This window comes from Kitasatospora sp. NPDC049258, assembly GCF_040678895.1.
In the GTDB taxonomy this organism is placed as follows: domain Bacteria; phylum Actinomycetota; class Actinomycetes; order Streptomycetales; family Streptomycetaceae; genus Kitasatospora.
In genome coordinates this window covers 40,377-54,416 of record NZ_JBFAQT010000004.1, presented here as the reverse complement: position 1 = coordinate 54,416, position 14,040 = coordinate 40,377, and the positions used below count along the sequence as shown (strand labels likewise).

At 73.7% G+C, this 14,040-nt stretch carries 13 protein-coding genes; 11 read left to right on the top strand and 2 right to left on the bottom strand.

The annotated features are described in order from the left end of the window. The first annotated feature begins 1 nt into the window (after position 1). The 6 genes from AB0K43_RS05055 to AB0K43_RS05030 all read left to right on the top strand — a co-directional run bounded on the left by AB0K43_RS05055 (position 2) and on the right by AB0K43_RS05030 (position 6,902). The gene (locus AB0K43_RS05055; protein WP_363636266.1) at positions 2-1,165 is read left to right on the top strand and encodes an ROK family transcriptional regulator; all 1,164 of its coding nucleotides are present in this window, start codon (positions 2-4) and stop codon (positions 1,163-1,165) included. Positions 1,166-1,350: 185 nt separating this feature from the next. Beyond that, on the top strand, positions 1,351-2,700 hold the full coding sequence (locus AB0K43_RS05050) for an extracellular solute-binding protein (protein WP_363635887.1): 1,350 nt from the start codon (positions 1,351-1,353) through the stop codon (positions 2,698-2,700). A gap of 6 nt (positions 2,701-2,706) precedes the next feature. After that, positions 2,707-3,663, top strand: coding sequence for a sugar ABC transporter permease (locus tag AB0K43_RS05045; RefSeq protein WP_363635885.1), 957 nt, complete (start codon positions 2,707-2,709; stop codon positions 3,661-3,663). Between the two features lie 3 nt (positions 3,664-3,666). Further along, on the top strand, positions 3,667-4,557 hold the full coding sequence (locus AB0K43_RS05040) for a carbohydrate ABC transporter permease (RefSeq protein ID WP_363635883.1): 891 nt from the start codon (positions 3,667-3,669) through the stop codon (positions 4,555-4,557). An 8-nt stretch (positions 4,558-4,565) separates the two neighbouring features. Then, positions 4,566-5,846 carry a 6-phospho-beta-glucosidase gene (locus AB0K43_RS05035; RefSeq protein WP_363636264.1) on the top strand — a complete coding sequence of 427 codons (1,281 nt, stop codon included), beginning with the start codon at positions 4,566-4,568 and terminating at the stop codon, positions 5,844-5,846. Between the two features lie 39 nt (positions 5,847-5,885). Continuing rightward, entirely contained in the window at positions 5,886-6,902 is a 1,017-nt protein-coding gene (locus AB0K43_RS05030; protein ID WP_363635881.1) for a BadF/BadG/BcrA/BcrD ATPase family protein, read from the top strand. 172 nt (positions 6,903-7,074) lie between these two features. Here AB0K43_RS05030 and AB0K43_RS05025 read toward each other — a convergent pair whose 3' ends face one another. Beyond that, positions 7,075-8,037 carry a DJ-1/PfpI family protein gene (locus AB0K43_RS05025; protein ID WP_363635879.1) on the bottom strand — a complete coding sequence of 321 codons (963 nt, stop codon included), beginning with the start codon at positions 8,035-8,037 and terminating at the stop codon, positions 7,075-7,077. Positions 8,038-8,108: 71 nt separating this feature from the next. Here AB0K43_RS05025 and AB0K43_RS05020 point away from each other — a divergent pair, with 71 nt between their 5' ends. Both AB0K43_RS05020 and AB0K43_RS05015 read left to right on the top strand, forming a co-directional pair. After that, positions 8,109-8,714, top strand: a complete 606-nt coding sequence (locus AB0K43_RS05020; protein ID WP_363635877.1) for a cysteine hydrolase family protein — start codon at positions 8,109-8,111, stop codon at positions 8,712-8,714. A gap of 217 nt (positions 8,715-8,931) precedes the next feature. Continuing rightward, entirely contained in the window at positions 8,932-9,354 is a 423-nt protein-coding gene (locus tag AB0K43_RS05015; RefSeq protein ID WP_363635875.1) for a hypothetical protein, read from the top strand. An 11-nt stretch (positions 9,355-9,365) separates the two neighbouring features. Here the strand turns inward: AB0K43_RS05015 and AB0K43_RS05010 are convergent, their stop codons facing one another. Further along, positions 9,366-9,938 carry a nucleosidase gene (locus AB0K43_RS05010; RefSeq protein ID WP_363635873.1) on the bottom strand — a complete coding sequence of 191 codons (573 nt, stop codon included), beginning with the start codon at positions 9,936-9,938 and terminating at the stop codon, positions 9,366-9,368. Positions 9,939-10,264: 326 nt separating this feature from the next. Between AB0K43_RS05010 and AB0K43_RS05005 the strand changes: the two genes are divergently transcribed. From AB0K43_RS05005 to AB0K43_RS04995, 3 genes are all read left to right on the top strand, one after another. Next, positions 10,265-11,536 carry a hypothetical protein gene (locus AB0K43_RS05005; RefSeq protein ID WP_363635870.1) on the top strand — a complete coding sequence of 424 codons (1,272 nt, stop codon included), beginning with the start codon at positions 10,265-10,267 and terminating at the stop codon, positions 11,534-11,536. 21 nt (positions 11,537-11,557) lie between these two features. Continuing rightward, positions 11,558-12,508, top strand: coding sequence for a glutamate ABC transporter substrate-binding protein (locus AB0K43_RS05000; RefSeq protein WP_363635867.1), 951 nt, complete (start codon positions 11,558-11,560; stop codon positions 12,506-12,508). Positions 12,509-12,700: 192 nt separating this feature from the next. Beyond that, on the top strand, positions 12,701-14,020 hold the full coding sequence (locus AB0K43_RS04995) for a hypothetical protein (RefSeq protein WP_363636263.1): 1,320 nt from the start codon (positions 12,701-12,703) through the stop codon (positions 14,018-14,020). Positions 14,021-14,040 lie beyond the last annotated feature (20 nt).

Here is a 14,040-nt window from a genome sequence, read left to right as displayed (position 1 = left end):
GCTGGCCGGCACCCCCAGCCTGCTGCGCGCCATCAACGACCGCGCCGCGCTGGAACTCCTGCTGGCCAACGGCCCCCTCTCACGCACCCAGATCGGGACCTTGACCGGCCTGTCCAAGCCGACCGCCTCGCAGCTGCTGGCCCGGCTGGAGGCCGCCGGGCTGGTCGTCCCGGTCGGCACCACGGCCGGCGGCCCCGGGCCGAACGCGCAGCTGTACCAGGTCAACCCGGCCGCCGGGTACGTGGCCGGCCTGGACGTGACCACCACCCACGTACGGGTCGCCGTCGCGGACATCACCGGCGGCACGCTGGCCGAGCAGCAGGTGCCGACCAAGGCCTGGTCGGCCGCGGAGACCGTCCGGCGGGTGGCCGACGCGGTCGCCGGGACGCTGCGCCAGGCCGGGCTCGCCGAGGGCAGCCTGCACCAGGCGGTGATCGGCATCGGCGGCGCGCTGGACCCGGCCACCGACCGGCTGCGCTACGCCTCCCACCTGCCGGGCTGGCACTCGCCGCGGCTGGTCGAGGAGCTGGCCGAGGCGATCGGGGCCCCGGTCACCATCGAGAACGACGTCAACCTGGCCGCCATCGCCGAGCAGGCCTTCGGCGCCGCGCTGGGCAGCGAGGACTTCGTCCTGCTCTGGGCCGAGGAGGGCATCGGCGCCGCGATCGTGATCGCCGGGCGGCTGCACCGCGGCTTCACCGGCGGCGCGGGCGAGGTCGGCTACATGCCGGTGCCCGGCTCGCCGGTCGTCCACAACGTCCGCCGGAAGAACTCCGGCGGCTTCCAGGAGCTGGCCGGCGCCCCCGCCGTGCTGGCCCTGGCCCGCGAGCACGGGCTGACCGCGCCCACCGCCGAGCGGGCCATCGCCCTGGCGCTGGAGACCCCCGGCGCCGGCGAGGAGTTCCTCGCCGTGCTGGCCGACCGGCTCGCGGTCGGCCTCGCCGCCATCGTCGCGGTGGTCGACCCGGAGCTGCTGGTGCTGGCCGGCGGCATCCCGACGGCCGGCGGCGAGCGGCTGCGCGAGCTGGTCCAGGAGTCGCTGGCCCGGATCTCCATCCCCCGGCCGGAGGTGCGCTCCAGCACCGTGCCCGGCTCCCCCGTCCTGCAGGGCGCACTGCAACGCGCCCTGGCCACCGCCCGGGACGCCGCCTTCACGACCCACTGAAGCCGGGCCCCCGCCACCGCCACCACGCCACGCCACCGCCAGCGCGCCACCGACGCACCAGTGCAGCCGCAGCCGCCGCGGCGCCCCCCGGGGCCCGCGGCACCCCCGAGCACCACCGAAGGCACCCCCACGCACGGGCCGACGGGCCATGCCGCCTGCCCCCGTACCTCCAGGAGAACCCACCAGTGGACACCACCCGCAGAACGCACCGCGCGCTCGCCGCCCTGACCGGCACCGCCTGCCTGGCCCTGCTCGCCACTGCCTGCACCGGTACCAACTCCGGCGGCGGCCAGGACGGTTCGGCCGCCGGCCAGGACGTGAACATCACCTTCTGGCACGGCTGGAGCCAGGACAACGAGGTCAAGGCGATCGCCGACAACGTGGCCGCGTTCGAGAAGCTGCACCCGAACATCCACGTCAAGGTGGTCGGCAACATCGCCGACGACAAGAGCGAGCAGGCACTGCGGGCCGGCGGCGACGAGGCCCCGGACGTGGTCTCCTCCTTCACCACCGACAACGTCGGCAAGTTCTGCTCGGCCGGGGTCTGGGCGGACCTGGGGCCGCTGCTGCAGAAGGACGGCATCGACCCGGCCAAGACCTTCCCGGCCGCGATGCTCCAGTACAGCCGGTTCCAGGGCAACCAGTGCTCGCTGCCGCTGCTCGGCGACGCGTACGGCCTGTACTACAACAAGACCGCCTTCGCCGCGGCCGGGATCACCGCGCCGCCGAAGACCTTCAGCGAGTTCGAGGCGGACGCCGTCAAGCTGACCCGGGCCGAGGGCGACGGCTACCAGCAGCTCGGCTTCATGCCGAACTACCACGGCTACGAGTCCACCCCCACCCACTTCCTCGGTCAGTACGGCCCGAGCTACTTCGGCCCGGACGGCAAGTCCGACATCGCCACCGACCCCAAGGTCGCCGCGATGTACACCTGGCAGAAGGCCCTGGTCGACAAGCTGGGCGGCTTCGACAAGCTGGAGAAGTACCGCACCGGCTTCGGCGACGAGTTCAGCGCCAAGAACCCGTTCACCACCGGCCAGGTGGCGATGGCCATCGACGGCGAGTGGCGCACCGCCTCGCTCGCCGAGGACAAGCCGAACTTCGAGTGGGCCACCGCGCCCTTCCCGGTGCCGGACGACCAGGCCGCCAGCTACGGCCGCGGCTACCAGACCGGCACCATCATCGGCATCGCCAAGGGCAGCAGGAAGCAGACCGCGTCCTGGGAGCTGGTGAAGTACCTGACCACCGACACCGACGCCGTGGTCAGCTTCGCCAACGCGATCCACAACGTGCCCAGCACCCTCGCGGCGCTCGACTCGCCCAAGCTGGACGCCGACGCCAACTTCCGGACGTTCATCGGCATCGCCAAGAACCCGAACTCCAGCACCACCCCCGCCAGCATCAACGGCGGCGCCTACCAGGTGTCCATGCAGAACCTGGGCTACGAGTTCGAGGCCGGCAAGCAGGGCGACCTCAAGGCCGGGCTCGCCGCCACGGCCAAGGAGATCGACGCGGCCGTCCAGCAGGCGAAGTGACGCGCCATGGCACTCGCTAGCACTCCCGTCCCGGCGGCGCTGAAAGCCAAGCGCCGCCGGGAGGCGGCCCGCACCCTGGCCTTCCTCTCCCCCTGGCTGATCGGCTTCGGCGTCTTCTTCGCCTACCCGCTGATCTCCACCGTCTACTTCTCCTTCATGAAGTACGACGGCTTCACGGCCCCGACCTTCAACGGGCTGAAGAACTGGGACTACGTCCTGGCCCACTACCCGTCGTTCTGGACGGGCCTGGGCAACACGCTGTGGCTGGTCCTGGTGATGGTGACCCTGCGGGTGGCCTTCGGCCTCGGCATCGGGCTGCTGATCACCAAGGTGCGGACCGGCGCCGGCTTCTTCCGGAGCGCCTTCTACCTGCCCTACCTGGCCCCGCCGGTGGCCGCCACGATGGCCTTCGCCTTCCTGCTCAACCCCGGCACCGGCCCGGTCAACCACCTGCTCGGCGAGCTCGGCCTGCCGCAGCCCGGCTGGTTCACCGACCCCAGCTGGTCCAAGCCCGCCCTGACCCTGCTCGCCATGTGGGGCATCGGCGACCTGATGGTGATCTTCATGGCCGCCCTGCTGGACGTCCCCAAGGAGCAGTACGAGGCCGCCGAGCTGGACGGCGCCGGCCCCTGGCAGAAGTTCCGGTTCGTCACCTTCCCGAACATCTCGCCGATCGTCATGTTCGCGGTGGTCACCGGCGTGATCCAGACCATGCAGTACTACACCCAGGCGATCGTGGCCGGGAAGGTCGCCAGCGGCGTGATCGGCGGCTCCGGCCAGCAGTTCGAGCCCGGCTACCCGCACGGCTCCACCTGGACCCTGCCGCAGATGGTCTACAACCTCGGCTTCCAGCGCTTCGACACCGGCTCCGCCTGCGTGGTCGCCGTGATCCTGTTCGCCATCTCGATGGCCTTCACGTCGCTGCTGCTGCGGCGCAAGTCCGGCTTCATCAACGAGGACTGAGCCATGACCCTCACTTCCACGGTGCGCCTGCCCGCCCGGGCCACGTCCGCCGCCGCCAAGCTGGCCCGCCGCCGCGCCGCCCTGCACTGGGTGGCCGTGCACTCCTTCGCGATCGCCGCCGCGCTGTTCTTCCTGCTGCCCTTCGTCTTCGTCCTGCTCACCTCGGTGATGTCGGACCAGCAGGCGCTCACCTCCGACCTCTGGCCCACCGAGTGGCACTGGGGCAACTACGCCAAGGTCTGGCGGACCCCGGGCTTCCTCAGCTGGTGGCGCAACACCCTGCTGTACGCCGGCGCCGGCACCCTGCTGACCATCCTCTCCAGCGTCCCGGTCGCCTACGCGCTCGCCAAGTTCCGCTTCCGCGGCCGCAACCTGGCGCTGATGGCGGTCATCTCGATGATGATGCTGCCGCCCCAGGTCACGGTCATCCCGATGTACCTGTTCTGGGCCAAGCAGATGCACCTGACCGGCTCGCTCTGGCCGCTGATCATCCCGATGGCCTTCGGCGACGCGTTCTCCATCTTCCTGCTCCGGCAGTTCCTGCTGACCATCCCCAAGGAGTACCTGGAGGCCGCCCGGATCGACGGCTGCGGCGATCTGCGGACCCTGCTGCGGGTGGTCCTCCCGATGGCGAAGCCCGCCATCGCGGCGGTCGCGCTGTTCCAGTTCTTCTACTGCTGGAACGACTACTTCGGCCCGCAGATCTACTCCAGCGAGAACGCGGGCGCCTGGACGCTCAGCTACGGCCTGGAGTCGTTCAAGGGCGCCCACCACACCAACTGGAACCTCACCATGGCGGCCACGCTGCTGGTGACGGCTCCGGTGCTCGTGCTGTTCTTCTTCGCGCAGAAGGCCTTCATCGAAGGCGTGACACTGACAGGGGTCAAGGGCTGATGTCCGCACTGAAGTTGGCAATCGTCGGCGGCGGTTCCACGTACACCCCGGAGCTGATCGACGGCTTCGCCCGGCTGCGGGACACCCTGCCGATCGCCGAGCTGGTGCTGGTCGACCCGGCCGCCGACCGGCTGGAGCTGATCGCCGGGCTGGCCCGCCGGATCTTCGCCCGGCAGGGCCACGGCGCCCGGGTGACCACCGCCACCGAGGTCGCCGCCGGCGTGCAGGGCGCGGACGCCGTCCTGCTCCAGCTGCGGGTCGGCGGGCAGGCGGCCCGCAACGAGGACGAGACCTGGCCGCTGGAGTGCGGCTGCGTCGGCCAGGAGACCACCGGCGCCGGCGGCCTGGCCAAGGCGCTGCGCACCGTCCCGGTGGTGCTGGAGATCGCCGAGCAGGTCCGGCTGGCCAACCCGGACGCCTGGATCGTCGACTTCACCAACCCGGTGGGCATCGTCACCCGCGCCCTGCAGACCGCCGGGCACAAGGCGGTCGGCCTGTGCAACGTGGCGATCGGCTTCCAGCGGAAGTTCGCCGCCCACCTGGGCGTCGACCCCGAGCTGGTGCGCCTGGACCACGTCGGGCTGAACCACCTGACCTGGGAGCGCGGCGTCACCCTGCTGGACGCCGCGGGCGCCGCCGGCGGCCGTGAGGTGCTGCCCGAGCTGCTGGACGGCTTCGGCGAGCAGATCGCCGCCGACCTGCACCTGCCGCTGCCGGTGATCCGCCGGCTCGGCGTGGTCCCCTCGTACTACCTGCGGTACTTCTACCAGCACGACCTGGTGGTCGAGGAGCTCAGGGCCAAGGGCTCCCGGGCGGCCGAGGTCGCCGAGATCGAGCGGCAGCTGCTGGAGATGTACGCCGACCCGACCCTGGACACCAAGCCGGACCTGCTCGGCAAGCGCGGCGGCGCGTTCTACTCCGAGGCCGCCGTGCAGCTGATCTCGGCCCTGCTGGGCACCGGCGGCGCCACCGGCGTGCAGGTGGTCAACACCCGCAACGACGGCATCCTGCCGTTCCTGCCGGACGACGCGGTGATCGAGGTGCCGGCCGAGGTCGGCCCGGACGGGGTCCGGCCGCTGCCGCAGCGTCCGGTCGAGCCGCTCTACGCCGGCCTGATCGCGGGCGTCACCGCCTACGAGCAGCTGGCCCTGGAGGCCGCGCTCAAGGGCGGCCGGGAGCGGGTCTTCGACGCCCTGCTGGCCCACCCGCTGGTCGGCCAGCTGGAGCTCGCCGACCGACTGACCGACCGGCTGCTCGCCCACAACCGCACCCACCTGAGCTGGGCCTGAGGCGTGACCGAGAACCGTGCACCCTCGCGAGGGGAACTGATGGACCGTCACCAGCCGGAGCGGGTGGGCGGCGTGCTCGCGATCGACGCCGGCAACAGCAAGACCGACGTGGCCCTGGTGTCGGCCGACGGCGCCGTGCTCGGCTCGGCCCGCGGCGGCGGCTTCCAACCGCAGCTGGACGGCGCCGAGCAGGCCGTCGCGGGCCTCGCGCCGCTGGTCGAGGAGGTCGCCCGGCAGGCCGGGCTGAGACCCGGCCGAGTGCTCGCCAGCCACGTCAGCGCCTGCCTGGCCAACGCCGACCTGCCGATCGAGGAGCAGCAGCTCCAGGCCGCGCTGGCGGCCCGCCCGTGGGGGCTGACCAGCCATGTCGCCAACGACACCTTCGGACTGCTGCGGGCCGGCACCGACGGCCCGCGCGGGGTCGCGGTGGTCTGCGGCGCCGGCATCAACTGCGTCGGCCTGCTGCCGGACGGGCGCACCGCCCGCTTCCCCGCGCTCGGCCACCTCACCGGCGACTGGGGCGGCGGCGGCGGGCTGGCCGCCGAGTCGATGTGGCACGCCACCCGGGCCGAGGACGGGCGGGGCGGCCCGACCGCGCTCGCCGGGGCCATCGCCGGCCACTTCGGCCTGCCCGGCGCCACCGAGGTCGCCGAGGCCATGCACCTCGGCCGAGTGGACCGCGGCCGGCTGCACGAGATCGTCCGGGTGCTGTTCGCCACCGCGGAGCAGGGCGACCCGACGGCACTGATGCTGATCGACCGCCAGGCGGACGAGATCGCCAGGCTTGCCGTGGTCGCGCTGACCCGGCTCGACCTGCTCGGCGAGCCCACGCCCGTGGTGCTCGGCGGCGGGGTGCTGGCGGCCCGCCACCCACTGCTGATCGACAACCTGACGGCCCGGCTGGCCGAGGCCGCGCCGCTGGCCGAGACCCGGATCGTGGTCGCCCCGCCGGTGCTCGGCGCCGCCCTGCTCGGCCTCGACCACCTCGGCGCGAGCCCGCAGACCCAACGCCGGCTGCGGGCCGCCTACCCGACCACCAGCCCGGTCGCCGCCTGATCCCCGGCCACCGATCTCCCGCCGCCGGGGCCCCGGGGTCCGCACACCCCACCGGCCCCGGCGGCGGGCACTCCCGCACCGGAGACCCCCGAGCCACACGTCTCCCCGGTCTCCGGCCGGGCGGTCCCCCCAGCGCCCCCAAGGGCCCCACGCACAGCTGCGAAGGCGTCCCTCAGCCCGGCAGGGTCCGGCCCCGGAAGGCCCGGCGGTAGTCGCGGGGGGCGACACCGACCCGGCGGGTGAAGACCGGCCGCAGCGAGACCGCGGAGCCGAAGCCGCAGCGGGTGGCGACCTCGTCGACCGGCAGATCGGTCTCCTCCAGCAGCCGCTGGGCGGCCAGCACGCGCTGCTCCAGCAGCCACCGCAGCGGCGGCGCCCCGGTGGACCCGGCGAACCGGCGGGCGAAGGTGCGCTCGGCCATCAGGGCGAGCCGGGCCATCCGGGCCACCGTCCAGGGGGTGTCGAGCTCCGCGAGGACGGCGGCACGGACGGTGTCGAGCGGGTCGGCCGGGCCGGCCGCCGGCACCGGGGAGGGGATGAACTGGGCCTGGCCGCCGGCCCGGAAGGGGGCGGTGACCATGGTCCGGGCGATGGCCGCGGCGGTCTGCTGCCCGTGCGCGGAGCGCACCAGGTGCAGGCAGAGGTCGATCCCGGCGGCCACCCCGGCCGAGGTCCAGACCTCGCCGTCGCCGGTGAAGAGCACCTCAGGGTCGACCGTCACCGCGGGGTGGCGGCGGGCGAGCTCGTCGGCGAGCTGCCAGTGGGTGGTGGCCCGGCGGCCGTCCAGCAGGCCGGCCGCCGCGAGCACGAAGGCACCGGCGCACAGCGAGGCGACCGGGATGCCCCGGGCGTGGGCGGTGCGCAGCACCTCCAGCAGCTCGGGGTCGAGCGGCGCGTCCGGGTCGGTGATCCCCGGGACGACCACCAGGTCGCAGTCGAGCAGGCCGCGGAAGCCGGTGTCCGGCCGCCGCTCCAGGCCGCCGCCGAGCCGCACCGGCTCCCCGTCCGGGCCGCAGACCCGCAGGTCGAAGGCGGGCAGGCCGGGTCGGTCGAGCCGGTTCGACCAGACCTCGCCGACCACGGCGTAGTCGAAGGCGCGTACTCCGTCGAAGATCGGGCAGCCCACGGTGTGCATGGCAGGATCATATCGATGATGGGCATTCCTGCCGCTCACGGCCGGCCGCCGGCCGACCGCAGGATGGAGCCATGACGAACACCAGCGCATTCAACGCCCCGCTCGAACTCGCCGCCGACGCCGTCCTGGTGGTGATCGACGTCCAGCAGGGTTTCGAGGACCAGGAGTACTGGGGCGAGCGGGACAACCCCGAGGCCGAGCAGCGGATCGGCGCCGTCCTGGCGGCCTGGCAGGACACCGGCCGTCCGGTGGTGATGGTGCAGCACCGGTCGGCGAGCGGGCCGCTCACCCCGGGCACCCCCGGGTACGAGCTGAAGCCGGTGGTGGCCGGCGCCTCCTGGGACCTGCACATCACCAAGACCGTCAACAGCGCCTTCTACGGCACCCCCGACCTGCACGCCTGGCTCCAGGAGCGCGGCGCCACCCAGCTGGTCACGATCGGGATCATGACCAACGCGTGCAACGAGACCACCGCGCGGATGGGCGGCAACCTGGGCTACGACGTGATCTTCCCGATCGACGCGATGCACACCTTCGCCATGACCGGACCGGACGGGGTGAGCATCCCCGCCGAGGAGCTGTCCCGGGCCACCGCGGCCGCACTGCACACGATGCGTTTCGCCAAGGTGGTCAGCACCGCCGAGCTGCTGGCCGCCGCGGCGAAGCCGGCCGCCTGAGGGGTGCCCTCCGGGCGGCGGCCGCCTGGCGACCACCTACGGACGCCTGCTCCGCGGGCCGCTGACGAGAGGTGGTTCGGTATCGATCAGATGAATATCTGATGTTCCGTCGAGATGCCCCGCTTTGGCCGTTGAGACCCGTGTTCGATCGCCGGTACTGTCCCCGCTCCGAGCAGCACCGACTCCGGTGCGCCAACAGACGGGGAGCGCGCGCCAGATGGCGATTCGCAAGTCCACCATGCAGGAGCAGGTCGCCCAGGCGATCGCCGCGATCGAGCCCAACGACCGCCCGGTGGTGACCTTTCACACCATCACCGGCCCCAGCCCCTGGATCATGAACGAGCTGGGTCTGATCGGCCAGCTCTTCGTGAAGTACTACTTCGTCACGCTGACCGAGCGGGTGGTCGTGGTGCACCGCGCCGGGCGGCTGGCCAACCGTCCGAAGGAGCTCGTCCACGTGATCCCGCTGGAGCAGGCCCGCGAGCTGGTCAGCGACGTCCGCCGGCGGACGCTGTGGAGCTCGCTGCGCTTCCAGTTCCCGGGCGAGCCCAAGCCGACCCGGCTGAACATCGCCCGCTACTGGCGCGCCGAGCTGGACCAGTTCGTCCCGGCGCTGACCGGCGAGCAGATCGCGGTCTGACCGGCAGCCGGTCAGAGCCGGGTGTGCACCCAGTCGGCGAGGATCTTGGCGCAGCCGTCCACCGACTCGCGCCAGGTGCGGGCCGCGCCCTCGCCGGCCTCGTCGCTGACGTGCTTGACCAGCCGGATCGGCACCCCGGCGCGCTGGGCCACGATGGCCAGCGCGTAGCCCTCCATGTCGACCAGGTCGGCGCTCTGCGCCAGCCGGTCGCGGGCCTCGGGGTCGGAGACGAACAGGTCGCCGGTGGCCAGCACCGGGCCCTGCTCCGGGCCGAGCTCGATCGGCCCGCCGAAGGTGCGGCCGGTGAGCAGGTTCAGCACCCGGCTGTCCAGGTCGTGCTGGAGCACCCGGGAGACCTGGTGGGTGCCGGCCCAGCCGGAGCGCAGCGCGCCGGCCGTACCGAGGTTGACGATCTCGGACGGCCGGTCGCCGCGCGCCAGCACGGTGGCCAGCGCGGCCGTCGCGTTGATCTTCCCCATACCGGTCAGCAGGACCGGGAAGCGGCCGCCCAGATGGGCCGACTCCTCCTCGACGGCGACGACGAGGAGCGGGAGGTCAGGGGTGACGGTACCGATCAGACGCATGAGTCCCATGCTACGGGGAAGGCCGCAGGAGGGGTGATGGCACCGGGGAACCGCGCGGGGGGCGCACCGCGTCGATGGGGAACGGAACGTCCCGGTACGGGCGGTGGGCGCAGCGGCCCGATGCTCAAGTCCGGCGCAAGTCACGTGTGCTCGTCGGTGTCCGCGGCCATACTGCTGGCATCGGGCCGGACCCCGGATCAGGGGCGGCCACAGGGGAGGGCGGGGCGGTGGCGACACCAGTGATCACGGGGGAACGGGCGTCCGCACGGACGGCGGTGCCCGCAGGGGCGGCGGTCCGCGGCAGACGGGCCTTCCTGAGGCGCGCGGTGGACAACCCGCCGGGCCGGCTCCGGCTGGCCGGCGCGGCGCTGGCCGCGCTGGTGCTGCTGTTCGGCGCCGTGACGGCCTGGCAGGTCACCACCCGGGCCGCCGCGGCCGGCCAGGTGGCCACCGGCAGCGGGCCGTTGAGCCAGGACGCGGCCGAGATCTACCGCTCGCTGGCGGACGCGGACACCACCGCCGCCTCCGGCTTCCTGCTGGCCGGCAACGAGCCCGCGGCCGTCCGCCAGCGCTATCAGGACGACCTGGCGACCGCCTCCCGGCTGCTCGCCCAGGCCGCCGCCCGGGCCAGCGCCTCGGCCGAGGCGCAGCGCTGGATCTCCGAGCTCAACCAGCAGGTCCCGCAGTACGCCGGTCTGGTGGAGACGGCCCGGGCCAACGACCGGCAGGGTCTGCCGCTCGGCGGCGCCTACCTGCGGTACGCGTCCACGCTGATGCAGGAGACCATGCTGCCGAACGCGCAGCGGCTGGTGACCGCCGAATCCGGGCAGCTGGACGACGACTACGCGCAGGCCGAGTCGGCGCCGTGGGGGGCGTTCGCCCTGGGGCTGCTCGCGCTGGCGGCCCTGGGCTGGTACCAGCTGAGGCTGTTCGGTCGCACCAACCGGGTGTTCAACCCCGGTCTGGTCGGCGCCACGGCCGCGCTGCTGGCGGCCCTGGTGTGGCTGCTGGCGGGCGGGTTGGTGGCCGGCGACTCGCTGGCGGAGAGCCGGACGGCCGGCACCGAGCCGCTGCGGGCGCTCGACCAGGCCCGTACCGAGGCGCTCCAGGCGCACGCGGCGGAGAACCTGGACCTGGTGGCGCGCGGCTCCAGCGACAAGTACAGCACCCGCTGGAGCGAGGTCACCGGCGCCCTCGGCGGCGCGAAGGACGGCGCGGACCGGGGCGGCTCGCTGGCCCGCGCCGAGCGGCTCGCGCCGCGGGACGCCGCCGGCCCGCTGGCCGAGGCCCGCAAGCAGTTCGCGACCTGGAGCGAGCGGCACCGGCAGGCGGCCGACAAGGCGAGCGCGGGCGACTACGACGCCGCGCTGCAGGGCACCGTGGGGGCGGGGAAGAACGACACCGCGGAGGCCTCGTTCGCCGCGCTGGAACAGCAGTTGGGCCAGGCCGCGACGGTCGAGCGGGCCCGCTTCAAGGCCTCGGCCGACGGGGTGGACGGGGTCCTGGAGGTCCTGGCGGTGGGTGCGGTGGTGCTGGCCGTGCTGTCCGCCGCGGGCGTGGTCCGGGGTGTCGGCCGCCGACTGGCCGACTACCGCTAGAGCTAGAGGGGGGTGGGGACGATGATCCGAACGGTACGGGCCAGGGCCCTGGTGGCCGCGGTCGCGCTGGCGGCCGGGGTGCTCGGCGCGGGCACCTCGCTGGGCGCGCCGCTGGGTGCGCCGCAGGGCGCGGCCCGCGCGCAGGCGCCCGCCGCCGCGGAGCTCGCTCCGGCGGCCGACACCTGCGACAGCACCAGGAGCGTGCCGCCGGGCAAGGACGCCAACGGCGCGAAGATCAGGAAGATCCGGGAGCGCGGCACGCTGGTGGTCGGGGTCGACCAGAACAGCTACCACTGGGGTTACCGCAATCCGCAGACCGGCATGATCGAGGGCTTCGACATCGACCTCGCGCACGCCATCGCCAAGTCCGTGCTGGGCGACCCGAACAAGATCACCTTCAAGGCGGTCCCGACCGCCCGCCGGATCGAGGCGGTGAAGGCCGGCGAGGTGGACCTGGTCATCCGGACCACCACCATCACCTGCGCACGGCTCCAGGAGGTCGCCTTCTCCAAGCCGTACTTCGCGGCCGGGCAGCGCCTGGTGGTGCCGAAGTCGGCCAAGGCGACCGGCATCGACCAGGGCCTCAAGGGCAAGCGGGTCTGCGCCGCCGCCTCGTCCTCCTCCGACACCGAACTGAAGACGGACAAGCACGGGGCCGCCGAGGTCACCGTCGTGGAGAACCAGCTGGACTGCCTGGTGCTGATGCAGCTCGGCAAGGTCGACGCGACGCTGACCGACGCCGTGCTGGCCGCCGCGCAGGCCGCCCAGGACCCGACCGTCGAGGTGGTCGGCGAGACCCTGCTGCCCGGCTGGATGGGCGTGGTGGTCAACCAGGCCGACGCCGACCTGGTCGCCTGGGTCAACCAGGCCCTGCTCGACTACAAGGCGGACGGCGGCTGGCGGCGCAGCTACGACCACTGGCTGGCCGACTCCATGGGCAGCTCCTCGGACCAGTACGAGTACAAGCAGTAGCGCTCCCGGGCGGGCGGCGGCCCCGGCACCCGCACCGCCGTCGACCGGCCGGCCGCCATCCGGAAGACTGGCCGCCGGGAGACGCACCGCCGGCGCCCGCCGGAAGGACGGTCAGCAGGTCACCCCGTCAACTGCGCTGTCCCCCGGGACAGAGAGGAAGGACCCCGCGTGGCAGGATCGGCCGGCCCGGTGATGAGCCGGGAGGAGGTGGACCGTGCGCTGGCCCGGCTGGGTGCCGAGCGGGACGCGGTCGAGTCCGCGCTGCTCGCCCTCCAGGACCACCCGGGCCGCCGGCTGCTGGAGGGGGCCGAGCTGAGCGGCCGCACCGCGGAACGCTGGTCCGTCGCCGGACAGGGCCTCGGGCTGCTGTGGGCGCTGTTCGACCGCTACTCCGAGGCGCTGGCCTCGGCCCGCGCGGTGCGCGCCCGCCGGGGCCGGCCCGGCGCCGCCGAGCTGGCCGAGCTGAGCGAGCTGCTCACCGGCAAAGCGGTCACCGTCTCCGGCGGCCAGCTGCCCGAGGCCGTCGGCCGGCTGGGCAGCCCGGCCCGGCTGGCCGAGCAGGTCAGCCTGGCCGAGCTGATGCACCGGATGGACGGCTGGTACGAAACGGTGCTGGAGGTGGTCAACGCCGCCGACGCGGTCTGGTCCGCGCTGCCGGCCCGGATCGACCTGCTGCTCGCCGAGCTGCACCGGGTGCAGATGCTCGCCGGCTCGGTGGGGGTGCGGCCCGGCGGCCACCCGCTCGCCGACGACCTGGCGGACCTGGCCCGCGACCTGACCGCCCTGCGGGACGAGGTGCGGGCCGACCCGCTGGCGCTCTGGCGGCCGGGCCGGGTGCCGGCGCAGGCCGGCGCCGCCCCCGCCCAGGGCGCGTTCGCCGCACCGAGCGGCGCGGTGGACACCGAGCGCTTCGACCGGGCGGGCCGGGCGCTGGACGACATCCGGGTGGAGCTGGAGGGCCTGCTGCGGCTGCGCGACGAGTCGCACGAGCGGTTGCAGCAGGTGGCCGACCTGCTGCAGCGCGCGGACGCCACGCTGGCCGAGGCCCGGCGGGCCCGCGGCGAGGTGCTGGCCAAGATCGCGGCCACCGAGGTGCCGGCCGTCCCGGGGCCGACCTCGGCGCTGCGCGACCGGATCAGACAGGCGGTGGAGTGCCAGCAGACCGGCCAGTGGTACCGGCTCGGGCCGCTGCTGGACAGCCTGGAGGACGCCGCGACCAAGGAGTTGGGCCGGGCCCGGCACTCACTGACCGAGGTGGCCCAGCCGCTCGCGGTCCGGGCCGAGCTGCGCGGGCGGCTGGAGGCGTACAAGGCGATGGCCGCCCGGCTCGGCCTCGCCGAGGACCCGGAAGTGGTGGAGCGGTTCGAGAAGGCGCGCTGGCTGCTCTGGAGCGCGCCCTGCGACCTGCGGGCGGGGGCCGAGGCGGTGGCCCGGTTCCAGCAGGCGCTGCGCCCGCCGGACCGGGCCGGTTCGGGCGGGCCGCAGGACGGACGACCCGGTGGACAGGGATGAGAGACGGTCAGGGGGAACGG